At 58.2% G+C, this 26,228-nt stretch carries 15 protein-coding genes; 10 read left to right on the top strand and 5 right to left on the bottom strand.

Annotation, left to right across the window (positions count from 1 at the left end; translation table 11 throughout):
- Positions 1–10: 10 nt before the first annotated feature.
- From AC3RLQ_RS31370 to AC3RLQ_RS31355, 4 genes are all read right to left on the bottom strand, one after another.
- Positions 11–2,551, bottom strand: a complete 2,541-nt coding sequence (locus tag AC3RLQ_RS31370) for a protein kinase family protein (RefSeq protein WP_493033088.1) — start codon at positions 2,549–2,551, stop codon at positions 11–13.
- 288 nt (positions 2,552–2,839) lie between these two features.
- The gene (locus AC3RLQ_RS31365; protein WP_493033086.1) at positions 2,840–4,354 is read right to left on the bottom strand and encodes a hypothetical protein; all 1,515 of its coding nucleotides are present in this window, start codon (positions 4,352–4,354) and stop codon (positions 2,840–2,842) included.
- A 101-nt stretch (positions 4,355–4,455) separates the two neighbouring features.
- Positions 4,456–5,883, bottom strand: coding sequence for a DUF1501 domain-containing protein (locus AC3RLQ_RS31360; protein ID WP_493033084.1), 1,428 nt, complete (start codon positions 5,881–5,883; stop codon positions 4,456–4,458).
- A gap of 15 nt (positions 5,884–5,898) precedes the next feature.
- Positions 5,899–8,421 (bottom strand): PSD1 and planctomycete cytochrome C domain-containing protein, encoded by a 2,523-nt coding sequence (locus AC3RLQ_RS31355; protein WP_493033082.1) that lies wholly within the window; start codon positions 8,419–8,421, stop codon positions 5,899–5,901.
- A gap of 145 nt (positions 8,422–8,566) precedes the next feature.
- Here AC3RLQ_RS31355 and AC3RLQ_RS31350 point away from each other — a divergent pair, with 145 nt between their 5' ends.
- From AC3RLQ_RS31350 to AC3RLQ_RS31315, 8 genes are all read left to right on the top strand, one after another.
- Positions 8,567–9,439, top strand: a complete 873-nt coding sequence (locus tag AC3RLQ_RS31350) for an alpha/beta hydrolase fold domain-containing protein (protein WP_493033079.1) — start codon at positions 8,567–8,569, stop codon at positions 9,437–9,439.
- A 135-nt stretch (positions 9,440–9,574) separates the two neighbouring features.
- The gene (locus AC3RLQ_RS31345; protein ID WP_493033078.1) at positions 9,575–11,419 is read left to right on the top strand and encodes an FHA domain-containing protein; all 1,845 of its coding nucleotides are present in this window, start codon (positions 9,575–9,577) and stop codon (positions 11,417–11,419) included.
- A 4-nt stretch (positions 11,420–11,423) separates the two neighbouring features.
- Entirely contained in the window at positions 11,424–14,159 is a 2,736-nt protein-coding gene (locus AC3RLQ_RS31340; RefSeq protein ID WP_493033076.1) for a GAP1-N2 domain-containing protein, read from the top strand.
- A gap of 2 nt (positions 14,160–14,161) precedes the next feature.
- Positions 14,162–17,194 (top strand): hypothetical protein, encoded by a 3,033-nt coding sequence (locus AC3RLQ_RS31335; protein WP_493033074.1) that lies wholly within the window; start codon positions 14,162–14,164, stop codon positions 17,192–17,194.
- A gap of 1 nt (position 17,195) precedes the next feature.
- On the top strand, positions 17,196–18,827 hold the full coding sequence (locus AC3RLQ_RS31330) for a hypothetical protein (RefSeq protein ID WP_493033072.1): 1,632 nt from the start codon (positions 17,196–17,198) through the stop codon (positions 18,825–18,827).
- Between the two features lie 37 nt (positions 18,828–18,864).
- Entirely contained in the window at positions 18,865–19,767 is a 903-nt protein-coding gene (locus AC3RLQ_RS31325) for a MotA/TolQ/ExbB proton channel family protein (RefSeq protein WP_493033070.1), read from the top strand.
- Between the two features lie 11 nt (positions 19,768–19,778).
- The gene (locus AC3RLQ_RS31320) at positions 19,779–20,621 is read left to right on the top strand and encodes a hypothetical protein (RefSeq protein ID WP_493033069.1); all 843 of its coding nucleotides are present in this window, start codon (positions 19,779–19,781) and stop codon (positions 20,619–20,621) included.
- 6 nt (positions 20,622–20,627) lie between these two features.
- Positions 20,628–21,542 (top strand): hypothetical protein, encoded by a 915-nt coding sequence (locus AC3RLQ_RS31315; RefSeq protein WP_493033068.1) that lies wholly within the window; start codon positions 20,628–20,630, stop codon positions 21,540–21,542.
- 58 nt (positions 21,543–21,600) lie between these two features.
- Here the strand turns inward: AC3RLQ_RS31315 and AC3RLQ_RS31310 are convergent, their stop codons facing one another.
- On the bottom strand, positions 21,601–23,160 hold the full coding sequence (locus AC3RLQ_RS31310; protein ID WP_493033067.1) for a PQQ-binding-like beta-propeller repeat protein: 1,560 nt from the start codon (positions 23,158–23,160) through the stop codon (positions 21,601–21,603).
- A gap of 205 nt (positions 23,161–23,365) precedes the next feature.
- Between AC3RLQ_RS31310 and AC3RLQ_RS31305 the strand changes: the two genes are divergently transcribed.
- Positions 23,366–24,667 carry a tyrosine-type recombinase/integrase gene (locus AC3RLQ_RS31305; protein WP_493033065.1) on the top strand — a complete coding sequence of 434 codons (1,302 nt, stop codon included), beginning with the start codon at positions 23,366–23,368 and terminating at the stop codon, positions 24,665–24,667.
- A 658-nt stretch (positions 24,668–25,325) separates the two neighbouring features.
- Complete coding sequence (locus AC3RLQ_RS31300) at positions 25,326–26,108, top strand: hypothetical protein (protein WP_493033064.1); 783 nt, start codon at positions 25,326–25,328, stop codon at positions 26,106–26,108.
- Positions 26,109–26,228: the final 120 nt, after the last annotated feature.

The following is a 26,228-nucleotide window of genomic DNA, read 5'->3' as shown; positions in this document are numbered from 1 at the left end:
ATGGCTGGGATCACGGTGTTTCTTTGCGTTTCGGCGGCAAGGGTGCGGCAGTGGATATGGCGGGCATCTGCCCTGTACTGCTTTCCACCTGCCCCTGTTTCATGCGGTCGATCTCCTCTTTGGAAGGAAGGATGGCACGACGAATGGTGATGGGTGCTTTCTCAGGCTGCTTTGCCGCAGTGATTGGAGGAGCCGAGGCGTGGACGGTTTGTGTCGGATTGTCCGCAGCAGGTGTCAGCACGGCAGCAGTCGTCGCTGCATCTGCCGCCACCGGCTTGGCCGTCGGCTTCACTTCATTCACCGGGGCCGGCACAAGGGGCGGCGGCGCAGGAACATCTGTCACCGATGCCACCGCTGCCGGTGCTGGCTTGACGGTTGGGTTCGGCACTGCCTCCTTCATCACCGCCACAGGCTTGATGGGGGCGGCAACGATGGGAGTGACCACCGCAGGAGCAGGTTGTGATTTGACTGGTTCAGCTTGAGCCGGAGCCGGAACCGGCTTGCTCTGCACAGCCTTCACGACCGCAGGGGGAGCGTCCTTTTTAATGACCGCAGGTCCTTCAGCTTCGACAGAGGAAACCACAGGCTGTGCTGCAGCCCCCGGCTCCTTTTTACCACCCATCAAAATCCACGCGCTAATGCCCAGCACCACTGCAGCCGCCGCCGCGATGGCACCCACTGGCAGGCTGCGTTTTGGCTGCACCAACGAATTGAAGTCATGAGTCTTGATCCCGCGCTTGATGGGGGAAATGGGCTCGTCCTCAAAATGACCAGCGGATGCTTCATTCGCATTCCAGTCATCTTCAAAATCAGACACGGAACCGACGCTTTCCATTTCCTCCAGCGCCACTGTACTGCTGCCACGAAGGCGTGTGGCAAGATCAACCGTCGGCGCAGTCAGAAGCCCCTCAAACTTGTCGATGAAATCACCTGGGCTTGGGGTCTTGCCCGCACGACGGATCAGTTCAAGGCACTCACGCACATAGGCGGCAGCCGCCTCAGGGATGGACTCAGGAAACTGCGGCACGCCTCCGGTCTGGCGCTCCCCCGTGAGCAAATAACCTGCAAGCGCCACAAACGAGCGGTGCCGGAAATCACGATTCTGCAAATGCTCCTCCTGCTGCTGTCCTTCGGTGAGGTCCATGTCCACCAGCAGCGGCTCGTACAGGCTGCGCATGGTCATGTGCGGACGCAGCTTCACCACAAATGAAGGCCAGGCATCCAGGCGCTTCTGCATCAGCCGTTCCAGTTCACGCGAGAGCAGTGGTCCATTTTTACCCACACGCAGCAGGATGTTGGAAGGGTGCAAATCCACACGCTGCACGCCACACTCCACCGCCTGATCAAGCCCGGCCCGGATCTGGCGCATCAGCACCGTCACTTCGGCGGGATTCAGCGTGATGCGTTCCGCCATGAGACGGCTGAGTGCAAAGCCAGGCTCACGCTCTTCGGTCAAGAAGGTCCAATCAGGACTTTCCCACAGACTCAAAGAGCGGAGGATGTTCGGGTGACGCTCCGGATTGAAACGCCACATCTGCAGGGGCACCGCCTCGTAGCGGGATTTGTCCACGATACGGGAGGGAGGAAGCAGGTGCACCGTGACAGCCTGCCCGAGCTTCGTATTGATCGCAGGGATGGAGAAGGGATAGCGGCGTGCGTGATCCGCATCCTCCACGCGAAACCGTGTTCCAAGAATGGTTTCGACCGGCACATCCTCCAACAGGAGTTCCTGAAGCTGTGACTGTGGCAGCAGTGAAGAGTTCACCACCAGGTGTTTGCGGAAATTACGCGCTTTGATGTTGCTCGAAAGCGCGCTGAACGCCTCGCGCACATCGTCACGCAGTTTTTCGATCGATGCCGGAGCATTTTCGGGGTCGGTGAGTGCAGCTCTGACCGCTGTGCGCAGACCCATCGGCAGCTGCGTCAATGCAGGGAAGCGATCTGGATTTTCGCCGGCATAAGGTTGCCCGGTCAGAAGCAGGAAAATAAGCCGGCAGGCCTCCACCACCAGCCGTGCACCGCTTTGCCCCTCGGTCCCTGCATCCAGCTGCGACAAACCGTAATCAAACACGCGGAGCTGCAGGAAGGTATCTTCCAAGGTCGTGACCAGCACGCGGTCCAGGTGCATGCGCGAGACAAGACGTTGAAATCCTTGCAACTGGAGCAGGTCATCCAGCAGTTGATAAACGAGCGCCAGAGCCGTCGCAGGCGCCACTGCGCCGCGCCTTTGAGTGTAATGCTCGACAAACTCACCATCGTTGAGATTGCTGGTGTAATAGACCAGCCCCTGATCCTCACCCACTTCCAAAATGCGCATGAAGGCATGCCCACGGATTTCCGAAGCCTGTCGGGCGCGATCAAACGCGGATCTCTTCATCGCCGCATCCAGCGTGCTTCCCCCGCGCAGCACATGCAGCTCCACCAGGCGGTGAATGCGGTTGTCGAAGGCTAGAAAAACCACCTCGTCTTTAGAACGCACCAGCTCGACCGGTGCACCACCGGTTCGATGAGCCACGGAAAGGCTGCCAAATTGCTGAAGCTCTTCAATCATAACAAGTTAATGACCATACAGATGAAATAATACCGATCAGTGAGTTGGGGGCAATGCTTCACATATATGCTCTAATTTATAAGGGTTGTGGCTCAAATTTGCAAAGTTTATTCTGAAAAGTCTGGTAATTTTACAATCCGAATAAGCCAGCATTTAGAGATTAAACCATAAAAAGCATAGTTTGTCCTAGCTAGTCTCAATAAGCTCAAAGGATACCAAGTGAACTCACAAAAATGCAAGATTTGCATCTCTGAAACTCAGATTTGAGCCAGAGCACGTGCTTCGTTTTTATTTCTTATCCCCGCCTGCCGGCGTGGATTTGCTGGCAGGAACGCTGCCTGCAATAGCGCCCAAGCGCTGTTTTTCGGCATCGCTCCATTGGTAGGCAGCGTCAGAGAGCACGTTGCGTGCCGCAGTTTTAATCTCTGCCGCATTCGGGGAACCCGGATAGTTCAGCATCTCCCAAAGTGTGATGGCATTCCCTTTCACTCGATCCAGCAGCAGTTTGCACACACGCAGGCGGACGTCTTGATCTTTGGGCGGGTCTAGATGAAGCCAGACCAGCAGATTCAGGTACTGCGGACTCTCCAAGGGCAGTTCCTGGCTTTTTCCTGAGAGCACCTTTTCATTTTCCTGCCAGCCACCCGTTTTTGCCAAAGCGTGCTGCGCTTCAAAAGGCTTCATCTCAGCGGCCTTCTTTTGCAGCTCGTTTTTCCGCCATGCCTCCATCTCGGCAGGGGTCGAGATCGTCGCAGCGGGCTTTAAAGTATCCAAAATGCCCAAGACAAATTCCCGTGGCAACACCAGCACAGGCACAAGCACGGTGAGCAACATCGCCAGACAACCGCAGAACCAAGGCAGAATAAACCGCGCCAATGGCCCTGCCTGAGGATGCGGTGGAATTTCTCGGGTGACTCTCCCGGCTGCCGGAACCAGGTCAGGCATGGCCTTGGGACCTCCCCCATTATCTGTTTTCGCGGTCGCCAGCTTTTGGGTCACATCCACCAGCTTTTCCTGCTGCTGCGCGAATTTCACCGCCAGTTCCCACCAGCATTCGGGCAGCACCGCCTTGAACAAGTCCGCGCCTTCCATGTCAGTCGTCAAACAGTCCGACAAATGATCCAGGGCATCGCGCTCCGCCTTGCTCTTCCAGGTCCAGGCCGTCTTGGGTTTGCGCAGCCGCACGTCCCAGAAATCACGTTCGTCCTGCACGGCGCTGCACACGACGCGTCCGGCCGCCAGCCAGCGCTTGGCGTCTGCCAGCGGCTCCTTGTGCTCCTCCCCTGCCAGTGGCAGAGCGGCATTGTACAACTGTTCTGCGCGTGAAAAGCGCGTCACCGCCAGTGTGGCGGCCAGCGCCAGCATCACATCCACAGCACAGGCGTTTCTGGAGGCATGGGATGCCACGATCGCATCAGCGAGTCTGGAAAGGCGGTGTGTCTCCCCGCGTGCGGCCCAGCGGGAGGCGACCATGCACGTTACATTCACCTCTCCGCTGCCCATTTCGATGACCAGATCTGGAATGCGTGCGAGTTCTGCGAGCTGATCCTCGTCCTGCTCAAACATCTCGGCAATCAGCAGACTGCCCGCCGCCGCCCACTCCGGTTTTGAAAACGCTTGGCAGCAGAACGCATCAAAGTGCCCGGGAACGGCAACCTTGGCGGCCACCGCACGCAGCAGGCCCTTGGCACTGGCGCGCAGTTCCTCCGGCAGCCCGGTATCGATCATCACCTCGATGCGAAGCATCGTCTCGGGATCGATCGCACTGCTCGAAGAAGCATCCAGCACCTGGCTGGAGGACATCTTCAAGGCGGATGCTGAGGCGCTGTTTCCCATTTTCAGCGCCATTGATAAGACGGATCACGCCAGATGCAACGCGTGCGTCACTTAGGGGGCTAATTCGCTCATGCGATGATCTCCTTCGCCACCGTACCGTAAACATCCGTAAGACGGAAATCACGGCCTGCATACCGGAAGGTAAGCCGTTCGTGGTCAAGACCCAGCAGCGCCAGCACCGTGGCGTGCCAGTCATGGATGTGCATCTTGTTCAGCACCGCCTCATAGCCGTAGTCATCCGTCATCCCGTAGTTCATGCCGCCCTTCACCCCGCCGCCGGCCATCCACATGGAGAAGCCTTTGTTGTTGTGATCACGCCCATCATCCCCCTGGCTGTGTGGTGTACGACCAAATTCCCCGCCCCAGATGACCAGTGTATCCTTGAGCAGCCCGCGCTGCTTCAGATCGGTGAGCAGACCGGCGATGGGCTTGTCGATCGCCCCGGTGTTGCGCTCCAGGGAGGCCTTCAGATTGAAGTGCTGGTCCCAGTTGCCATTCGTAAGCTCGATGAAGCGCACGCCGGCCTCGATGAACTTGCGAGCCATCAGGCACTGCTTGCCAAAGGCATCTGTCTCCTGCTCATCAATGCCATACAGCGCCTTCGTGGCAGCCGTTTCCTTGCTCAAGTCCATCACCTTCGGCACCTCCGCCTGCATGCGAAACGCCAGTTCATACGATTCGATCACGCCTTCCACCTCGGTGCTGACACCGCCGTCCTGCTGCATGCGCGCTTTGTTGAGCGCCTGCACCAGATCCAGCTGCGTGCGCTGCTCCTCGGTGGTGTAGCGGTTGTTTTTGATGTTCGCCACCGTGGCCTGTTCTGTACCCCCGAACCGCCTGCCCGCGGCACCACCGCCGGGAAGAGCGTTGCCGCCGATCTTGGTGCCTTGATAAATGGCAGGCAGGAACGCGCTGCCGTAGGTGCGCGTCGCGTTGCCGGGTGGATTGACCGTGATGAATCCGGGCAGGTTTTCATTCATGGTTCCAAGACCATACAGGGCCCAGGATCCCAGCGACGGCCGCACAAACTGCGTCGTGCCGGTGTGGAGCTGGGAAAACGCCTGCGGATGCGCTGGCAGATCTGTGGCCATGGAATTCAGAATGCACAATTCATCTGCATGCTTGCCCAGATTGGGGAACAGCTCTGAGATGTACAGGCCGCTCTTGCCCTGCCGGTTGAACTTCCAAGGCGAGGCCATGAGCTTTGCCGTGCCGTAGCGTCCGGCTGCTGAGGGCGCGCCTTTCCCATTGTCGGCGATCAGCTTGGGCTTGTAGTCAAACGTGTCCACATGCGACGGCGCCCCCTGCATGCAGAGAAAGATCACATGCTTGGCACGTGGTGCGAAATGCGGCGTTTTCGGGGCCAGCGGTCCCGTGGCGGCCTTCGGATTGGCGCGCAGCGCCTGCTGCTGTGCCAGCGCGGCAAAGACCAGGTAGCCAAAGCCGTTGGAACTTGTCTTCAAAAACTCGCGCCGGGAGAATGGGGTTGTGTTCATGATGTGGGAGTTGCTTTAATTGAGGTAACGAAACTCGGCGCTCGCGATCAGGCTCTGGCAGAAGGCGGACAACGCGGCAAAATCCGCCTGGGCCTTCGCTTCTTTGCTGGTGCCTTTGTCCTTCGCGATCTGCTGGGGGAAGCGCATCCAGAAATTGCTGATGGCCGCCTTCTCCTGCGGGGTCGGTTCACGGCCAAATGCCAGTTCGTAGGCGTAGCTCAGACGCTCGGCGGAATTCCCCGGGTGCTTGGCGATGCGTGCTGCAAACGCATCCGCTGCACTCTGCGCCTGCGGATTGTTCATCAGGTACAGGCTTTGCGAGGGCACGTTCGTCGTATCGCGATCCCCGTTCACCAGACTCGCATCCGGATAATCAAAGACCGAGAGCATTTCAGGAATCTGATCGCGAATGATCGGAATGTAGATCGAACGATAGGTGTAGGCTTTGCTGCTCAGATCCCCACGGAAGATCGAGAGCAATCCCTGACGGCCTTCACCCGCACGAGCCACCGGAGAACCATCCACCGGGTACAAATTCAGCGAACCGCTCACCGCGAGCATCGCATCGCGGATCGCTTCCGCCTCCAGCCGGCGCTGGTTCATGCGCCAGTGCCACTTGTTGTCAGGATCGACGGCATAGTTGGCCGCATCGTAGCCTGATCCCATCTGGTAGGCCCGGCTCATCATGATCTCACGGATCAGCTTCTTCACCGACCAACCGTTCTCCATGAACGAGACCGCCAGATAGTCCAGCAGTTCAGGGTGGGACGGCTTTTGGCCCATCGCACCAAAGTTGTCCGGCGTCGGCACGATGCCGCTGCCCATGAGCTTTAACCACACGCGGTTCGCCATCACACGTGCCGTGAGTGGGTTGTCCTTCGAGGCGATCCAGTAGGCCAGATCGAGTCTGCCGCTGCCGCTTTGCGGGCTGATGTTCAGTGGCTCGCCTTTCGCACACAGCACCTCCACCAGTCCACGTGGCACCACATCGCCGGGCTGCTTGATGTCGCCACGGATGAGGATCGGACTGTTGAACGGCACCGAGCGATCCAGCACCCCCATGGCCAGCGTGCGCGGTGTGCCGTCTTCATAAAAGAGATCCACGTCCGCCTTCACTTCTTCTGCACGATCACGCGCACCGCGGATGCGCAGGAAGCTTGCCGCACCGGCCTTCTCGCGGTCCTGCTGACGCATGGCGAAAACCTCCTTTTGCGCCTCGGCGGCGGCGGTTTTCGCCCGCTCATAGTTGGCTTTAAGCTCAGCCACTTCAGATGGCGAAATCTTCGCCAGGGAGGCCGTCTGCCCGGCGGTACGATCCAGTTCGATCAATCCTGCGGTGTTGTTGTTCTGCAGCTGCTCATACGTGCCAAACAGCGTCTCGCTGCTGAGGAAGATGCCCGCCAGCGCGTAGTAGTCACGCTGCGTCACCGGATCAAACTTGTGATCATGGCAGCGTGCGCAGGCCAGCGTCAACCCCAGCATCGACTGCGACACGGCATCAATCTGCTCATCGACCACATCCATCGCAAACTGGCGGCGGTCGCGGTTGTTGTGCCCCTTGGAACCGATCGCCAGAAAGCCCGTGGCCACGATCTTGTTCGCCTGATCGCGCTTGCCGTCAAATTTCAACAGGTCGCCTGCGATCTGCTCCTTGAGGAACTGGTCATAGGGCTTGTCCTTCTTGAACGACTCAATGACGTAGTCGCGGTAGCGCCAGGCATGCGGGTAGAGCACATTCACCTCTTTGCCGCTGCTCTCCGCATAGCGCGCCACGTCCAGCCAGTGCCGCGCCCAACGTTCGCCATAGCGTTCGGAGTCCAGATACATGTCGATGACGCGCTTCACCGCTTCCGGCGATTGATCGGCGACAAACGCCTTCACATCATCCGGCGTCGGCGGCAGTCCTGTCAAATCAAACGCAATGCGGCGAATCAGCGTGGGGCGGTCCGCATCGCGCATGGGGCGCAGCCCGTTGGCCTCGATGCCAGCCAGCACAAAGGAGTCGATCTCCGTCTTCGCCCAGCCTGCCGTTTTCACCGCAGGAGGCGCGTGTTTCACCGGCTTTTGAAAGGCCCAGTGCTTGCGCCCTTCATCCATGTCGATCACGCGCTTGCCACCGCTCGCATTCACCACCTTGTTTTCACGCGGGTCAGGGGCGCCCATCTCGATCCACTTCTTGAAGTTCGCGATCACATCGTCCGGCAGCTTCTGCTTCGGCGGCATCTGCATGTCCTCGTTCTTCCAGGTCATCGCCTCGTAGACGCTGCTCTGCGCGATGTTGCCCGGAGTCACCCCCGGATGTCCCGACTCCCCGCCCAGCAGCGTCGCCTGCTTGGTGTCCAGCGTGAGTCCGCCCTTGACCTTGGACGATTCGGCGGAGTGGCACTTGTAGCAGGACTGCACCAGCACCGGCCGGATGTTCTTTTCAAAGAACTGCAGCTGATCCGCTGGAATGCCAGCGTGCGCCGCCTCGGTGGCGTCAGCGGCACGCAGAGCCATGGGAGCAAGCAGAAGGATGGAGCAGGTCAGAGTCTTCATGGGAGGTTGAAGCGAAGACAGTGTGTAACACCCTGGTACTAAAAAGGTTTCTCCAAAGCTGCACCTGCCTGCCATCAACGCTGAAACTCCCCGCCGACGGGAGCCGTTTGCTCCATCTCCCGTTTCTTCCCACCCTTCACACCTCATGCGCCATCTCATCACCTCCCTGCTCCTTGCTTCCACCCTTCACGCTGCGGAACTCGTCGTTCCAGACAACGTCACCTTTACCCGCGACATCGAATTCTCCAATCCCGACAACCAACATCTGCAGGTGAATCTGGCGCAGCCGAAAGACGGCGCGGGCCCCTTCCCCGCCGTGGTCTGCATCCATGGTGGCGGCTTCCGTGCTGGCAAGCGGGAGGGGTATGACAAGCTGCTGCTCACACTCGCCCAGCACGGCTACGTGGCCATCACCGTCACCTACCGGCTGGCACCGGCCTACAAGTTCCCCGCCGCCGTGTATGACTGCAAAGCCGCCGTGCGCTGGCTGCGGGCGAACGCTGCCAAGTATCACGTGGACCCCGCACACATCGGTGCCATGGGCGGCTCTGCGGGCGGCCATTTGGCGCAGTTCCTCGGCGTGACCGCGGGCGTCCCTCAGTTTGAAGGCGAAGGGAATCTGGAGCAAAGCAGCGCGGTGAACTGCGTGGTCAATTTCTATGGCCCCAGCGATTTCACCAAGAGTTACGACAAGAGCGTGGATGCCAAGGACGTGCTGCCGCTCTTCTTCGGCGGCGACCTCAGCACCAAGCGCAAGGAGCACATCATCGGCAGTCCTCTCTATTGGGTGACTCCGAACGCCGCCCCCACCCTCTGCCTGCATGGCACGGCGGATGAATACGTCGCCTATGAGCAGGCCACGTGGATCGTGGACAAACTCAAGGCGGCCACGGTGGAAGCCGAACTCGTTGGTTTTGAAGGCGCTGGCCACGGCCTGAAGGGCGTTCCTCCTGAAAAGACCGAGCAGCTCATGCTGGCCTTTTTCGACCGTCATCTCAAGCCTGCCAAGTCCCCATAACTGCTTGTTGATTGAGTTTGCAATGATTTGATCACCCATGAAAACTCGTGCTTTTCTAAGCAATAGGCCAAGTTAAGATCGACCTTCGCGGGTTTATTTTTTAATTATTCTCTACCCATGACGCAACAGGCAAGAATGAACGGCAACCACAACTCACTCTGCATTTTAAACTGCGTCACCGGAGAGCGTTCCCGATTTGACGGCGGAACTTTTGTCATCGGCGCCGGACCGCATTCCGACCTGAAAATGAACTCGCCGCAGTGCCCCCAAGTGCTTTGCAAGGTGACGAAAACCGGCGACGCCATGGAATTTCAGTTCAGCTGCCCGGTGCTGGTGAACGGCTCTGAAACGACCTTTTTCAGGGCCCTGCCCGGAGAGGAACACACCATGACTGGCGCCGGGCAGTTGCTGGCCTTCAAATACAGCCCCCAGCCGGGCAACTGGATGGCCCTGGGGAACGACAACTCATGGTTCGTTTACAACAGTGAGCAGCATGACTGGAACGGCCCCTTTGGCCCGGAGTTTTTGAAAACCTGGCTGGGCCAGTTTTCCACCAACGCCCGCAAGCGGCTGGTGTTGATTCCCAACGGAATGGAGCAAATGGGGTTTCATGTTCACGACTCCGTGGAGATCCTCAAAATACCGCCGCCCATGACTCCACCGGCCGAAAAAACCGCCTGGTATGACCGGTACAGCTCTATGTCGGATGGGCCTGCCGACCCGGCTTCATCTCGCACTCGTTCTCATGAACCTGCGATGGAGGCCGCGGAGGTGAACAGCGAATACGGCGAATTCACCTGCCCGATCTGCTGGTTCAAATTTGACCGCGGCGATGCGATGAACATTGCCGTCCACAACAGCCTGCGGGGTGATCCCATGCTCGGCGATGAAGCCATGCAGCGCTTCCATGCCACCCGCTTTAATGATCGTGGCCAAGCGCTGGATGCCATGGGCCTGGCCACCTCCGACCTCGCCTGCCCGCACTGCCGCCGCAAGCTGCCACCGGGATTTCTCGACCTGCCCCATCACATCTTCTCCATCGTCGGCGCGCCATCTTCAGGCAAATCCTACTATCTCAGCGTGCTGATCAAAGTCCTGCAGAGCACCCTGTTCCAAAACTTTGGCATCACGTTCCGGGATGCTGATCCCTCCGAGAACGTCATCCTCACGCAGATGAAGACGCAGTTGTTTTCCTCTTCGTCACCGGAGGATGCCTTCCTGGCCAAGACCGATCTGGAAGGAGCGCTCTATGAGACCCTGCCACGCCAGGGACGCAAGGTGCGCCTGCCCAAGCCTTTCATCTTCAAACTGTCCCATCCCGACACACCGGACAACGGCTTCTCCGTGGTCTTTTATGACAATGCGGGCGAGCATTTCGAGCCGACCCGCAACAGCGCGGACTCGCCCGGTGCCCAGCACATCGCGGTGGCCTCCGGCATTTTCTTTCTCTTCGATCCTCTTCACAACACCGAGTTCCGCGCCATGATGAAGGGCGTCACGGATCCGCAGATCAAGACCCACCGCATCGACCAGCAGGATGTCATCCTCGCTGAAACGGAAGTCCGCATCAAAAGCCTGCTCGGGCTGGACTCCCGCCAGCGCGTCTCCACACCGTTCGCGGTGATGGTGGGCAAGTATGACACCTGGGCCCCACTGCTGGGAGATGCCCCCCTGCTGCCGGTCATTGAGGATGGCGTGGTCAGGCTCGACCACATCAAGGCAAACTCCGCCCGCGTGCGCAATCTCATGGTGCGCATCTGCCCCTCCATCGTGGCCAATGCAGAGGCCATCTCCTCCAATGTGTGCTACTTCGCCGTCAGTCCGCTGGGCTCTTCCCCGGTGGAATTTCTCGACCGGGAAGGCACGCCCCGCATCGGGCCGGATCCGAAGCAGCTCAATCCCCGGCATGTGGAGGCGCCCACACTCTGGGTGCTGTCACAGGCGACTCCTGAAATGATTCCCTCCACCTCCGCAAACTGACCTCATGGCCTGGCAGCTCATCTACACCAGCGCCCCACGCCTGATCGAAGCAGGCCGCACCGGATTCGGCACCGTGGCCAGACATCGTGCCGTCAGCGGCATGCTCGCAGCCGCCGTGGAACGCTTCAGCCAGTTTGCCCGTCTGCCGGGTCACGATCCCCGGCGCGTCGTCCATGCCCACCGCATCCTGACTGTGGGTTCGGGCACTTATCATGTGCTGAGCTGTCTGCAGGACGCCGGCTCCGATTACACCGGCCGCACTAATCACATCGCCCATCACCTGATCGCCGAACCTCGGGAGATTCGCGCACTCTCCGCCGCAGGACTGACACCTGCGGATGTGCTGCTCTCCATGGCGTGGCGCACGTCATGGAACGAAGCACCGCGTTACCTGGATCCATCCGAAGAGATCAACCTTTCGTCCTTCACCCCTTCGGCCTCCCGCGCCTGGGCCTCCGTCACCGGCAATCCCGCCTCAGCCGGCATCCTCTGGTCCCGTGAAGCACAGCGTGGATGCTATCTCATCACATCTTCTGGCATCAATGTGCTGGAGCTTTTCCGCGAGTCGCTGCTGGTGGAGCCCGCGCACGCCTGGCAGACCCGCTTCACCACCTGCCTGGAGCCCAATGACGATGTGGCAGACTTCCGCTGGATCGCCCTGTCATCCTCCTCCCCCATGCGTGCACAGGTGGAGACCTCCAACCGCTTCGTTTTCGATCTCACTTCTCCCGCTACCCTGCCCGAGCCGCCGCAACGTGAGGCTCCTCCGCCGGCCCTTGAAACCGTGAGTCCAGCAGCACCGGGGCCTGCACCGCGCCCCCCGGCATCGGTTTATGAACCCATGCGTTCGACAGTTGCCGCGTCAGCTCCCGTCAGCCCCATGGGCGCCTGGTCGCCTGAGCCGCGCCGCAAAGCTGCCAAATCAAACAGGAGCTTCATCGGCATCTCGCTCATCATTGCCGCCGTGATGATCGTTGTCGTGGTGGGGGCCTTGCTGCGGCAGAACAACCTGCAGGAGCAGGCCCGCGCGGACTATGAACAAAAAATCGCCGCCACCTGGAAAAATCATCAACTCGTCCTCAACGACACACGCAAGCTGCTCGAAGAGCAGCCCGACATTGAAGAAGGAACGGCACTGCTAAAGTCACACGAAGACTTTTTCCGCAGCATGAAGCAGGTGCTGAAGCAGCCGGGCACTTCCATCGAACTCCCATTGCCCGCACATACCGCGGACGATCTCGAAGATCTCAAAAAGCTGCTGGAGGAGTGGGCGGAACTGCATGTGAAACCCTGGGCGAAGCTGCAATCAGGCCAGACCACGGTGACGGCGTTGGACATTCTTGAGACCTACCGCAAATGGCAGGACTCACGCAATGCCACGTGGAAACAGCTCTCCCATTCTCTGAGCTTGAAAGAGATTCCGCCACCCGGCGAAGAACTGGTTCAATCCCTGAAGGACGCAGCCCGGGAAGTGCTGCGTCAGTCGGAGCCTGCACGTGACACCCGCGCTCAATGGGAGGAAGTGTTTAAACTCCCCGGAGACCTGAAGAACAGCACCGTTCTCGAAGTGCAGCAATGGCTGAAGCTTTGGGCGGTACTGGACGATGCAGGCCCCCAGTCCCAAGCCACATCGCAAACTGCCGCCTCCAACAATTCGCTGCCGGAATGGCTGCGCGAAAAGGCTGCAGGGGTGAAGCAGCCGCCTGACAAGAAAAACGAACCCAAGATGGCGGTCAAGACTGACGAGCCACGCACTCAAGTGGCGCCAAAACCGGTGGTCATCATCGATGATGCAGATGCGATCTCCGCCACGAATCCCATCTATCTTTGCCTGCTTCTGCCCAACGAAGATCCATCGGGCAAAGTCAACGGGCTGAAGGTCTCTGACGACATGCAGTTGTTTGTCGGCAATGCCTGGGCACTGCATTCACCCCCGGATGGAAAAATCGAGCCCAAAGAGGGCGAATTGAAGAAGTGGCTGCCGGTCAGCCTGGAAGGCGATGAGGTGCTCAAGTTCGGCACCTCCTTGTTTGCAAAACTGTCTGACATGATCGTCTTCTCCAAAGACGGCAAGCTAACCGCTATTCCTGAAGAACTCGGCAAATCGCCCGACGGTGCCAGGATCGTGGCCCGCAGCAAGGAGGGCACAAAAATTCTCTTTGATCTCCGCATTTTAAAATCGACTGCCAGCCAGCCAGCCCTGCTGCCATTCGTCTTGAAGGCCACGTTGGTTGAGTCACCTGAAATGGTCGAATCGCCAGAGCTCAGCGCATTGCTCAATCGTCTTTCTGGTTTGGCCCCCGCCTTTCAGTTGCGCCCTCCGTTGAATCTCGAAGCATCCTGGGATCTTAACCTTCAGGATGGAAAGTGGCTCCTGTCTCAGAAACAAAACGCCTCAGCCCCAAACTTCCTGGAAATAAAGCGTCTGGAAAACCTTATTCAGGCCTTTCTCGACGGAATAAAAAGCCTGGAAAATAAAAAGAAAGGGCTCAACAAAAGGCAGTCCAATTATGCGAGCGAGCTCCAAAAGTGTGATGACGGGATCGCTGCAAAGCAGAGCGAGCTGGCGGAAACCCAGTCTAAATTGGCAGACTTGAAACAGCCCAAAGCACTGCCCAAGCCCAGCCTGCCTTCGGGCGAATTCACTCTCTCTGCCTCACCCAAGGCGGGAACTGAGATCGACATCTGCAAAGTGCAGATCGTGCCTCAGGCAAAATCTGCAGCAACTCCCACGAACTAACCGTGAAACCTCTCACTCAAGCCATCGAGGCCATCCGCGCCGCCCTCAAAGAGGAGGTGCCACCATCCGCCGTCGAAGATGCCGCCATCATCTACGCGCAGTTTTGCTCGGACGTGGAGCGGCGGCTTGACCTTGTGGCAGCCATGCTGCAAAAAGGCAGTGACTATCAGGCCCTGCAGGTGGCCGAAGAAGATCCTCCCCTGCTGGATCTCGCCGCAGCCGTGAGTTTCGGCGAGGAAAAGAACTGGCAGATCTATTGTGAAGCACGCGGGCTGAAGGTGGCCGCGCGCGTGGACCTCCGCATCATTCAGGATCTTGAGTCACTTTATTCCCGGGGCATCTCCGCCAACCATCCGCTTTACAAAGACTTTCGCGCGGCGGTGCTCTCACGCGATGACGCGAAGTCGCTGCGCATCGTCAAAACCATCCTCAAGCTCAACCCGCAGGACGACAACGCCCGCAAGGAACTCCTGCGTCTGGAGAACAAGGCGCTGCAGGAAAAAATCGACCTGCTGCGTGAGGCGCTGAAGACGGATGACGAAGAACGCATCGCCACGCTCGCGGAGGACATCAAGGCCGCCGCTCCTCCATCCAAGCTGGAACGCCTGGATGTCTTTGAGCAGGGGGAGCACATCCGCCAGGCGCTCCGCCGCAGGCAGGCCGAGGCCCGCGTGCCGGACATGCTCGCCAACATGCAGCAGCTCATGGCCGAAGGCAGATGGCGGCAGGTGGGTCAGATGCTGAACGTCGTCAACGCCATGTTCAAGGAGCACGGATTCACGCCCGCCGATGCAGTGCAAAAAGCCACCTTGGCGGACCTGACTCAATTCCATCAAAAGGAAAGGGCAGCCGATGAAAAGCAGCGCAACTTTGACCTCACGCTCAAAAGCTTTCTTTCCTTTGTGGACGAGGTGGAAACCCGCCTGCTCACGGGGGCGGGCGTCACGTTTGAAGAGATTGCCGGGAAGGATGAAAGCTTCGTCAAACGCTGGAAGGAGCTGGAAGGCTATCAGCTGCCAGTGGCCGCTGACTCGCTGCAGCGCCTGCGCACCGCTGGCCAGGAACTGCGGCACAAGCTGGAGCGCATGCAGCGCACCAAACGTGTGGGCAACATCGCGCTGGCCGCTGCCGCATTGGTGCTGCTCTGCGGCGTGTCCGCCATCAGCCTGCATGCATGGAAGGCCTGGACGCTCACGCAGGAGCTCGCCTCGTATCAGGCCAAAGAAAACTACAGCGCCGCAGAAAATCTGATCAAGAAACTGCGCAGCGAAGAGGAGCTGCTGCTGCGCTGGCCCTACCTGCAGGCCCGGATCGAAGAAGTCAGTGCATGGGCCGCCAAATCCCGCGTCACCGGCAAGCAGGCTGCCGATGCACTGCTGGCGCTGGAAAATTCATTCCAAGGCGAACAGACCAAACTGACCGCCACTCAACTCGTCAGGCAGCTCAGCGATGCCGAAGCCTTGGTAAAACAACTGGGAGGAGATGTGGCTGCGGAGCCGAAAAACCGCCTCGCTGCCCTGAAGACCAAGGCGGATCTTCACCTCGTGACGGTCCTGAAAAAATTTGTCGCCAGCACCTCCACCACCCTGGCCAAGCTCGAAAAGCGCAGCGCCGCCGAGCTTTCGCACGAGAAGCTTTCGGCCAATGTCAGCACCAGTTGCACGGCCATCGACAAAGAGCTGCTGCCCCTCGAAACCCTCCTCAAGCCCGAGGTGCCGGCGCTGGCCTTCCCGGCGGATCTGGAGACGCGGATTCGCGCCCTGCGCCAGCGGCTGAGCACCTACCAGGAGGATCTGCGCACCTTTGCCGCCATCCGCAAGGAAACCGCCGGCGCGGCTTCACTGGACGACTACCGCAAGGCCATCACCAAGTGGCAGACCGTCAAGTTTGCCGAGGCCGCCCCCTCCCTCAAAATGCTGGACACCCTGCCGACCGAAAAAGCCTTTCAGGCCGCCCTCTTCACCGGTGGGGACAAGGACCTGCTCCAGGCCGTTCTCGATGACAAGTCCAGGCACTACATGGCACCCGACACACTGCTCGAAGCGGAGCTAAAAATGATCCTCTCCCTTCTGCACAACGAATATTTAAACAACATTTTCGAGAGCAGCTTGATCCATTATTCCAGCAAAAAGAGCGGCGGCACTGTGTGGTCCATGGGCAAGCCTGAAGCGACGATCATTGGGGGCTCCAGCCGCTGGAGCGCCAAATTCTACCAGCCCGACCCGACACAAACGTCGGTGATGTTTATCCAGCACAGCTTCACCCGCGCCGGAGAGGTGGGGGAATACCAGGGGGATGCCATCGCCACCACCCGACTGAGTCAGACCAGCGAGTTCATGAACTCATTGGATATCGGACGCATCAGTGACGAAAAAGGAGAGCACGTGCTCAAGCCGCTCCTGGAAGTCTGTGACAAGCTGGTACAGGACACCCGTGGCAGCCCCATCGCCAAAGCCTACGTCCTGCTCAAGCTTGAAGACATGATGCACCTGAGGCCTCGTGAATGGGGCTTGGTGCACTGCCCGTCCTTGCAGCAGGATCTGCAGGTTTTGCATCAGACTCTCGGCACCACGCCACTGCGCAGCGAAGACTGGCTCGTGCCGGAAATGCAGGAAAAATGGCTGGCCCCGCTCACCGCCTTTTTCAAACCTTTGAAATCACGCGCCTATCTGCGGGAGGCGCTCGCCCACCGGAACTACCTTCGCGCTGCCACCAGCGCCGGATTGAAATTTGCCGGTTATGTGGAGACCGATCTGTCTCTTGTCCTCAACTCACAGGGACGCAGCGCAGGTGAACTGTGGATGATCAGCAGGGAGAACGGCAAGCCGCTCCTCGTGCCCAACCCTGCTGCTGGAAAAGCCGCGTCAGATGCGCCCAAAGTGATCGTGGCCTCCGCCTCCGTTCCTCTCAGCCCGGTGTTCTTCGTGACCGCAGACCGGCGCGCACTGCTGCAGCAGTATCAAGAAGCTCTTTCCTCCACCGGAGTCGATCTCAAGCCGCTCCCTGCTGAATCCCTTTTCTTAACCAACCCCTGATATGAGCAACACAACCTATTCTCTGGAGTGGCGCGGCACTGTGAAGTCCGGCCTCACCTATGAAGACATTGAGGCCGGACTCGTCTCGGGTGATTTGCACACCTTGTACAAGATCCAGGTGAACGGCAGAAGGCTCGTGCTGCGGGACTTCGTGGAGCAGCAGCGTCCCCTGCTTGCTCCGCCCCCTGTGAGGAATCTCCTGCCGCAGCTCGCCGGCGATTCCCTGCCACGGCCAGATCTGCATTCATCGGCACCGCCACCGCCGCCCATGGGGAAAGCCGTCCCCACAACTCCCAGCCTGTCCGCAGGTGGCAAGGCGGCGAAGCCCGTCTGGTTCTGGCCCGCCATCATCCTCTCTTCCACCGCCTGCATTCTGATCGGCGTCGTGTTCGTGTATTTCATCGCCAGCAGTTTTTCCAGCAACCGCAGCTCCAAGACCACAACGAACACCTCCTCAACAAGCACCAGTGCTGGCAGCGAGGGCAAGGGAGAGGCCAAAGCGAGGGTCTTGAAAATCCTCCCCTACTCCCGCGCCGGGAAAGAGTTCTTCCCCAGTGCGCTCGTCTCCACCTATAACGTGCAATGGAACAACCAAGAGCTGAACAGTTTCGCCACGGCCATCTTCGGCAATGAGGGCAGCTGGCTGGGCCTGGTCTTGGAAGGGGTGAAAAAGGACGCCCATGTCAGCGTGGCGATCACCGTGGACGGCTTCACAAAACCCTCCAAATGGGAGGGGGAGATCACATCGGTAAGCGAGGACGGCGCGGCCATGATCATGCCCAAGCTCATCTGGGATTACGCGGCACTGCAGAAGGTCCGCCAGCAGCGGCCCGTCAATGTCAGCTTCACCGCCTCAGTCGATGGCAAGCCGCTGCCGGAAGTGACAGAAACCTACACGATGAGATCCATCAACGACTGTCCCCTGGTGCTGCTGAATGCGGATGGCAAAGGAGAAACAAACCTCTCCTTCCTCTTCGCCGCCTACGTCAATGAGGGCCACCCGCAGATTCAGAAAATCCTCAAAGAGGCGCAAGAGACCGGCCTGGTGAAGAGTTTCAACGGTTATCAGGGCGATCCCGAGAAGCCAGAAGAGATCAGGATGCAGGTTAAGAGGCAGGTGTTTGCGATCTGGAACGCCCTCCAGCGCCGTGGTATCAAATACAGCAGCGTTACCAACACGCCGCCCGGAGACCGCATGTTCTGCCAAAGCGTGCGTTTCTTGGATGAGTCCATTGACAACCGCTCGGCCAACTGTGTGGACGGCACGGTTCTCATGGCCTCTGTGCTGCAAAAGATCGGCATTCAGTCCTACCTCGTGCTAGTCCCCGGCCACTGCTTTCTCGCCTTCAACGAGATAGAGGACAGCGCGGCCCTTCCCACCGGCCTGGAGACCACGATGCTGGGCCGCGACAACATCACCAATGTAGAGAAGCTGGAGTTTCTCTCCGATGCGGAACAGTCCAAAGAAAACCAGGCCTCTGTCAGAACCTTTGTGGAGGCTATGAACGTGGGCAGTGGCAGAATTCAGGGCTGCGTCCTCAATTTGCAGGGGGGGAGCAGTTCAAAATACCAGCTCATCTCCCTCAAAGAGGCCCGCAACCTCGGCATCAAACCGATCGCGTCGGAGCAATGAACTCTCCTGCCACGTCCTACCACAAATTCACAGATCCATGAGCCCCCCCCAGGTTCCGCCCTCCAGCCCGGCCCCCATCTCCGGCAATCCTTTCCAAGACCCGAAAAAAGTACTCGACTGGTCGCGCTCAGACATTGAGCGCAGGCTCGGCTTTCGTGGCGGGCGCTTCACCAGCCCGGGCAATACATTGTCTTTGATCATCGCCCTGCTGCTGACCGCCGCATTTTACACCGCCATCATTCTGGTGCAGCAGAAGTGGCCGCAGACGCGGTGGTTTGCAGCCATGTTTCTGGAGCGCGGCCCCTGCCCCTATCCCACGATGCTCTTGTTCTTCTGGGCGCTGTCCATGCTGCTGCTCAAATGGCGCAAGCTGGTCTTCCAGCGCAGGGTCTTCGGTCTCCCCCTCATGCCCCAAGAGCCTGAATTTGTGCTGACATCCGCCACCGCCCGCGATGTGCGCGAGCGCATGAGCACGCTGGTGGACAATCCTCACAACTTTGTCCTCTTCAACCGCATCGATCTCGCACTCGCCAATCTCCACAACATCGGCCACACCGCCGATGTGGCTGCCATCCTCAAGGTGCAGGCGGAAAACGACGAAGCCCAGATCGCCTCCAGCTATGGGATCATTCAGGGCTTCATGTGGGGCATTCCAGTCCTTGGTTTCATCGGCACCGTGCTCGGCCTGAGCCAGGCTATCGGTGCCTTTACCGACACCCTGCAGGCGGGCGGTGATCTCACGGCCATCCGTGCCTCCCTCAAGACGGTCACCGGCGGACTCGCTACCGCCTTTGAAACCACACTCGTCGCTCTTGTCTGCGCGTTCATCCTGCAGCTCATCGTCAGTTTCATGCAGTCCCTGGAATCTCAATTCTTGGACAACTGCAATGACGTCTGCAGCAGACAGGTCGCTGGAAAACTCCGTCTGCAGGAAACCTGACCCCAAATGCGATGAGAGGCCGGTTCCAAAAATCCCATGGCAGCGCGGTGAGTTTCTTCGCGTTCCAGGACGTCATCACGGGCACCACCGGCTTTCTCGTCATCATCACCATTTTTCTCGCGCTCAATCTCGACGAGGTCATCAGTGTCAGCAGCAACGCAGATCCCCATTCGGCTCTGGCTGTCACCCTCAAAGACACACTCGCCGAAATCGTGAAGCTCAAGCAGAAGGGCGTCATGGCCGAACTGAGCCCGAACGAAACGGAGGAAACCATCAGACGCATGATCGAGGAATTGAAGCGCTCCATTGAGCGGCTCACTCCCTCCACGCAGCCGGATGCCACCCAGAAGACCACCGAGGAGTCGCCCCTGGAAAGGGAGGTGCGCATTGAAAAGCAGAAGCTGCTGACCACCATTGAATCGCTCAAAAAGCTCCTTCCTGATACCACGGAGAAGGCCGCGAAGGCGGAGTCAGAAGTGGCCGCGCTGGAGAGCGAGATCAAAAAAATCCAAAGCCTTCTGCAGATGAGCTATGACCAGCAGAACGTCCTGCGCCTGATTCCGGAAAAGAGCACCACCAACAAAGAGCCCGTACTCGTCGTGGTCGATAAGACCGGCTTTCGCATCCAGCTTTTTGACGGCTCAAAATCGAAGTCCGCCAGCTCGCTGGAGGAGCTGATGCAGACTTTGACCGCATTCCCATCAGCACAGCATTACATCGTGCTTTACTTCAAACCCTCGGGCGCGCTGCAGTTCGACGAAGTCACCCGGCGGACTCGGGGCGCAGGTTATGAAATCGGCTATGATCTCATCCCCGAACATATCCAGCTGGAGCCTGCTGGACCCACCAAGTAACAGGCCATGAGAAAACTGCGCCCCAAATCCGAAGAGAGCCTCGACCTGCTGCTCGACACCCTGTGCAATGTCTTTGGCGGCATCATCCTCATCTCCTGCCTGCTGGCGCTTCTGACCAATCAAAAGACTCCCATTCCGGGCGACCCCAGCGGCAACTCAGGCACCGAGGGCCGGCTGCTGGCAGAGCGGATCGAAGCCGCCAAAAACGAACTCGCGGGACTCCTAAAGATCAGCGAAAAAAAGAAGACCAAGGGGCAGGACGAGCTGCAGAGCCTGATCAGCGAGCGCAACGAACTTCAGGCCACCCTGGACCGGCTGAGAAAACTACAGCCGACGAATTCCGACACCACCGTCTCCAAAGATCCGGTGGGAGACCTCACGGTGCTCCGCTCCGAGGTCAAGGCCCTCGAACAGCGCCTCGCGGATGCCAAGGCCAGAAAGGATGCGGCGGACAAAAAGGCGCGCGACCTCGCCGCCCAAATCCAAAGCCTCCGCAGCAAGATCACCGCCGAGGATGAAAAACGCATCGAGCATGTGCGCTTCCCCAAAGAGCGGCAGATCACCAAATCGGCCACGAACATCATCTTGAAGTACGGTGCGGTGTATCCGCTGCAGGACTCCTCCGGCGCCAATTATTCCGGCATCACTCGTGTCATGAAGGGCCCGGAAGACTACGAAGCCATCCCCAAGAAGTCCGAAGGCATTCCCATGACGGACCTTGCCACGTTGCGCAGACTCCTGGCCAGCTACAAGCGGGGAGGTGTTTACGTCAGCCTGTGCGTCTATCCCGATTCATTTGAAACCTTCCGCGCCATCAAAGTGCTGGTCCTTGAGGCAGGCCTTGAATACGGCTTCGACGTGTATCCCGAGCACTACATCATCACCTTCAGTCCCAAAGGCACCTCCCCCGCTCCGCTTTGATGGAGGAGGTTCGGGCGGCGGAGAAGACATCCCGCGCCACCTCAGCCAGCAAGTCGTCTCACTTCACCGGCCGCAGGTCAAAGCACACCAGCTTGTCTTTCTGCCGCACGATCAGCCTGCCATTCGCGATGGCGGGTGAAGAGCAGCCCATGGCATCCGTCTTGGCACGGCCAAGTTGTTCGTAGGCGGCATTGGTGGCCTTCACCATGCGCACATGCGTGCCGTTGTTTTCATAAACCAGCAGCTTGCCGTCAGCGAGCAGCGGGGAGGTGATGGTGCTGTTGATCTCATTCACCACCCACTTCTCCGCACCCGTTTCAAGGTCGATGCACTGATGCTTTTCACCGCAGCAGAGGTAGACGCTGCCTTCGTAAATGATCGGACTGCCCGCGTAGCGACGCGTCACCCAGAAGTGAGACCACGCAGTCTTCGGCGTGCCATCCGCCTGCATTTTGTACGCTCGCAGGCCCACGCCTTCCGTGCCGCTGTAAAGCACCAGCCAGTCGCCGCTGCTCACCGGGGTGCTCTGGCTACCGCCTTCGGCCTTCCATTTCACGCTTCCTGTTTCCGGATCGAGACCGTAGAGCGCGTTGTTGCCATTGATGACGAGCACGGGCTTGCCGCTGCTCGGCGCCCACCACGTGGGGCTGGCGATCAATCCCTTCGCCTCTTTCTGCTCCCACAGCAGCTTTCCATCCGCTTTCGAAAAGGCGCAAGTCGCACCCGTGGCCATGTAAACGCGATCCCCCATCACGAGCGGTGATGCCGCTGGCCCTTTGACGGAAAGCGGTGCCGACCACACAAGCTTGCCATCGGCCTCGTTCACACAGAGCAGTTCCGAGCTGCACGCCGCATAGACCTTGCCATCCACCACCGCACAGGTGCTGGAGGACTGGCGGCCACTGGGCTTGCCCGGCTGCGTGTATTTCCAAATCTGTTTCCCGGTGGCCAGATCCAGGCAGAGGATCACATCCTGCGCGGTCTTCACCGTATTCGGCACCAGCGCGATCATCTTCTCCTTCACCTCCGGCGGAAAGCCTTCATCATCCAGCCACTTGCTGAACACTGCCGCACTGGCAAACGGCTTGCCCTGGCGGCTGTTCATCTTGTCCAGCCACTCCAGAGCGATGGCATTTTTTCCCGCCTTGAACCGGCTGGCCACCCAGGTGCCGATGTTGATCTCCTCTTTCTCGTTCAGGTTGTCCTTGCGCCACTGCATCACCCATTCATCGAACTTCGCGCCGCGCAGCGCAGGCAGGTTGAGGCGGGTTTCCTCCAGCTTCTTCGCGAGTTCCGGTGACGTGCCGCGATAGTTCAGCGACTGCATCACCTCTGTGTCGATCTCACGCGTTTCAGAAGGCACGCGCTCATGCCACACCACGCTGAGAAACACCTTCTCCCCGCTGACCACCGGGCTGCCGTGGCCACCATACTCATTGCTGGGGATAAACTCGCTCTCCCAGACCTTTTTCAGCCCTTCCGTTGGAAAGGCATCTGCAATCGGGCTCGTGTCCTGCGAGACCCCGTTGCGATCCGGCCCGCGCCATTGATTCCAGTCACCCGCCCATGCAGTGGTGGCGAAGAGCAGGACGTGCGCAGCAGCAAAAGCGTTTTTCATGAGCAGCCGTAAACGGCTTCGCGACACCTTAAGTTTCACCAGTCATCACAGCTTGATGCATTGTGATGAATGGTACGCAGGGAGGGGATCGAACCCTCGATTTCATACAACCCACTGATATTCAATGCATAAACTATACTCCCCTAGAGGGCAAATTTCCTGAGACGTCCTTGGACATGCTCATATGTTCCCATTATGTTCCCACATGGCGAGCATTTTCACACGTCCGAACTCCAAGTACTATTATGCCGCTTTTCGCATTGGGACCACGGACGCCAACGGGAAAAAGGGATGGAAGCAGATGAAGCAGGTCACGAAAGTCATCGTCCCTCAAACCACCAGGGAAAGGGAGAGAAGTGAACAAGAAGCTTTCAAAGTGGCACTGGAGTTTGAGCAGAACGCCCTTCGTGAGGCAGGTGCAGGAAGTGAGGGATCCCAACGCATCTTTTCCATTCTGCGCGAGGCTGCAGACAAAGCCGCCCAGAAAAGACTCACAGCGAATCTAGGCCGTGATTTCATCCGCCGGCTTGTCGAAGCCAGCACAGGAGAGACAATGCCAGGGGAGAAAACAATATCAGGCTGGTTAAATGAATGGCTCAAACAGAAGCAGGGCACCACCAAACCAGCAACCCAAGCACGCTACAAGGCGAGTGTGAAAGCCATTTTAATGCATTTGGGACAAGAACAATCCGACATGCCCCTGGACAACCTAACCATAGGCAAACTGCGGAGTTTTCGTGACAAACTCAAAGCAGAAGGCCGCACAGCCAAGACGACCAATCATTACCTCAAGGATCTCAACAGCGCCCTTCTTGCGGCGGTCAAAGAAGGCATCATAAAACGTTCTCCTGGCGAAAATCTGGAGCCTCTACCGGAAGAAGATTCCACCGGTCGCGAACCTCTCAGTTTTGCACAGATAGGCAAAATCATCCAAGCCGCACCTTCTGAGGAGTGGCGAGGCATCATACTTTTAGGTGCATTTGGCGGTCTTCGTCTGGGAGATGCGGCAAGAATTACTCGTGGCAGCATCGACCTCAAAGAAAAAGTCATCCGCTTCAAGCCGCAGAAGACGGCGCGAAAGAAGGAAGCCAAAAAAGCTCCGATCCTCCTTCCTATGCATGCGGAGCTTATACGCCACTTTGAAAATATCGAGCTCCCCTCCGACCTGAGTGCTCCTGTTTTCCCCTCTCTCGCTCGTGTCAGTGTCGCAGGCAACAACGGCCTTTCTAGCCGCTTTGTCCGCATTATGGAGGCTGCAGGCGTTTCACGCGGGCAGACTCGGGACCACGTTGATGGCATGGCCGGTCGCTCATCGCATTCTCTGTCCTTCCACAGCTTACGCCACACCTTCAACAGCAGCATGTTTAACGGTGGTGTGTCGCAAGAGATGCGCATGAAAATCGTAGGCCATGCGGACACCAAAACAAACGCAGGTTATACCCATGCAGAACTCACCGCTTTGCGTAAGGCAGTGGAAGCAGTTCCCTCCCTTCCCCTGATGCCCTGACCACAAGACTCAAAGAATGCGCAAATGAGTACGCATGTTCTGGGGGGTGTTTCGAACGCTCAAAACCCGTCCACGCTCTCAGGAAGTCCATCGGCTCCCTCATGGCCAACAAATTCGGGATCCACGCTGCGCAACGCCTTCTGAGACACACCAGCCCGACCATCACCTCGAAGTTTTACTCCGACCGGACAGCCACTACGCTTCCAGGGATCGGGTCGCTGCTGGAATCTCAATTACCGAAGGCATCCTGAATATGGGTGCCCCCTGCTCCTGGGGCATCAGCAACGAACGACAACCTGGAGTCTAAAAAATATATTTGCGCTCTCAACGTTCAATCATGTTTGCCAATGTTTGCGGCTCTGACTTGATATAAATTCGGCTTTCCAACTCACTTTTTCGAGGGATTTTGACCTGCCTTCATCACTGGAAACGAGCCTGTTGCACTCAAAAATGCAGCTGACTTCAACTGGCGGTGGATGTGCCCGATTATGAAATAGGGGTCGGGGTGGCTTATTGCCTCCGTTCCTCAAACGGATTGTCCTTGCGGCCCAGCCTCGGTGGTAACGCCGATGTGCTGGAAAAATAGGTTTAACCGGAGGTGGTCTAAGGACTGCCGCACCACACCATCGCGCCACCTTCGGTTAGACCACAATCTCCAATGCCCAATTTCCTCTTCCGCCCTCGTGGTTACATTCATTTTGACACCCCCTTGAACAGAGTGGCTGCTGAACGTCTTGCCACAGCCCCAGAACATGTCGCAGCCCATTCATTTTACCCCTTCATCTATTCGGTTCAGAAAACGCAAAAGATTGCCAGAGACGACCACAATCGGGTCCGCCTCATGCCTGAAAAGACGAGATCTATCGCCTATGCAGGACACGGCGATTCTCACATCTTCTCCCACTACGCTGACATCCTGAGCGAGCGTTATGAGGCAATTCTGGCTGAACGCGGATTGCAACAATGCGTCACTGCCTTCCGCAAACTCAATGGCCGGCGCAACATTCATTTTGCGGATGAGGTCTTCGAGTTCATCAGGCAAACTCCATCCTGCTGTGCGCTGGCCTTGGATGTGTCTGATTTTTTCGGCAGCTTGGGTCATTTACATTTAAAAGCCACCTGGTCCTCGTTGATGCAGGTGACGAGACTTCCTACTGATCACTTTGCTGTTTTCAAAGCTATCACACGTTTCTGTCAGGTCGAACGTGATGCACTGTTCAACGCCCTTCACATTCCCATCAATAATCCACGCTCCACGGGGAATCATCGTCTGCCACACCTTGATCGAAACCAGCAGCAGCACAGGACGCCATTCCCTGTCCAGGACGCTCCGCTGCGTAGACAGCCACCTTCAAATTCTAAGCCTAAAGGTTGGGACAGGAGGTCAATAGGCCTTGGTTACGCAACAGCGCGTCCCAGGGCTAATTTCAGTCTCTTGTAGACCCCAAAAGACAGCATGTTTTGAGCAAAAAGTTTCTACTTTCCTAGTTTGACTAAGGTTGAAAATGAGACTTAATCGCAAGACGTTAATGAAACCGAATCTCATTAGCATTAGTTAGCT

Source organism: Prosthecobacter sp. GW821-HT29F12 (assembly GCF_058803405.1).
This window is presented reverse-complemented; position numbering and strand designations above follow the sequence as displayed.

Excerpts from the sequence above, each read along its gene's own strand:
- AC3RLQ_RS31320 (WP_493033069.1), top strand. The coding sequence starts at position 19,779 with ATGAGAGGCCGGTTCCAAAAATCCCATGGCAGCGCGGTGAGTTTCTTC.
- AC3RLQ_RS31365 (WP_493033086.1), bottom strand. The coding sequence starts at position 4,354 with ATGTCCTCCAGCCAGGTGCTGGATGCTTCTTCGAGCAGTGCGATCGAT.
- AC3RLQ_RS31325 (WP_493033070.1), top strand. The coding sequence starts at position 18,865 with ATGAGCCCCCCCCAGGTTCCGCCCTCCAGCCCGGCCCCCATCTCCGGC.
- AC3RLQ_RS31315 (WP_493033068.1), top strand. The coding sequence starts at position 20,628 with ATGAGAAAACTGCGCCCCAAATCCGAAGAGAGCCTCGACCTGCTGCTC.
- AC3RLQ_RS31310 (WP_493033067.1), bottom strand. The coding sequence starts at position 23,160 with ATGAAAAACGCTTTTGCTGCTGCGCACGTCCTGCTCTTCGCCACCACT.
- AC3RLQ_RS31340 (WP_493033076.1), top strand. The coding sequence starts at position 11,424 with ATGGCCTGGCAGCTCATCTACACCAGCGCCCCACGCCTGATCGAAGCA.
- AC3RLQ_RS31350 (WP_493033079.1), top strand. The coding sequence starts at position 8,567 with ATGCGCCATCTCATCACCTCCCTGCTCCTTGCTTCCACCCTTCACGCT.
- AC3RLQ_RS31370 (WP_493033088.1), bottom strand. The coding sequence starts at position 2,551 with ATGATTGAAGAGCTTCAGCAATTTGGCAGCCTTTCCGTGGCTCATCGA.
- AC3RLQ_RS31345 (WP_493033078.1), top strand. The coding sequence starts at position 9,575 with ATGAACGGCAACCACAACTCACTCTGCATTTTAAACTGCGTCACCGGA.
- AC3RLQ_RS31305 (WP_493033065.1), top strand. The coding sequence starts at position 23,366 with ATGGCGAGCATTTTCACACGTCCGAACTCCAAGTACTATTATGCCGCT.
- AC3RLQ_RS31330 (WP_493033072.1), top strand. The coding sequence starts at position 17,196 with ATGAGCAACACAACCTATTCTCTGGAGTGGCGCGGCACTGTGAAGTCC.
- AC3RLQ_RS31300 (WP_493033064.1), top strand. The coding sequence starts at position 25,326 with ATGCCCAATTTCCTCTTCCGCCCTCGTGGTTACATTCATTTTGACACC.
- AC3RLQ_RS31355 (WP_493033082.1), bottom strand. The coding sequence starts at position 8,421 with ATGAAGACTCTGACCTGCTCCATCCTTCTGCTTGCTCCCATGGCTCTG.
- AC3RLQ_RS31360 (WP_493033084.1), bottom strand. The coding sequence starts at position 5,883 with ATGAACACAACCCCATTCTCCCGGCGCGAGTTTTTGAAGACAAGTTCC.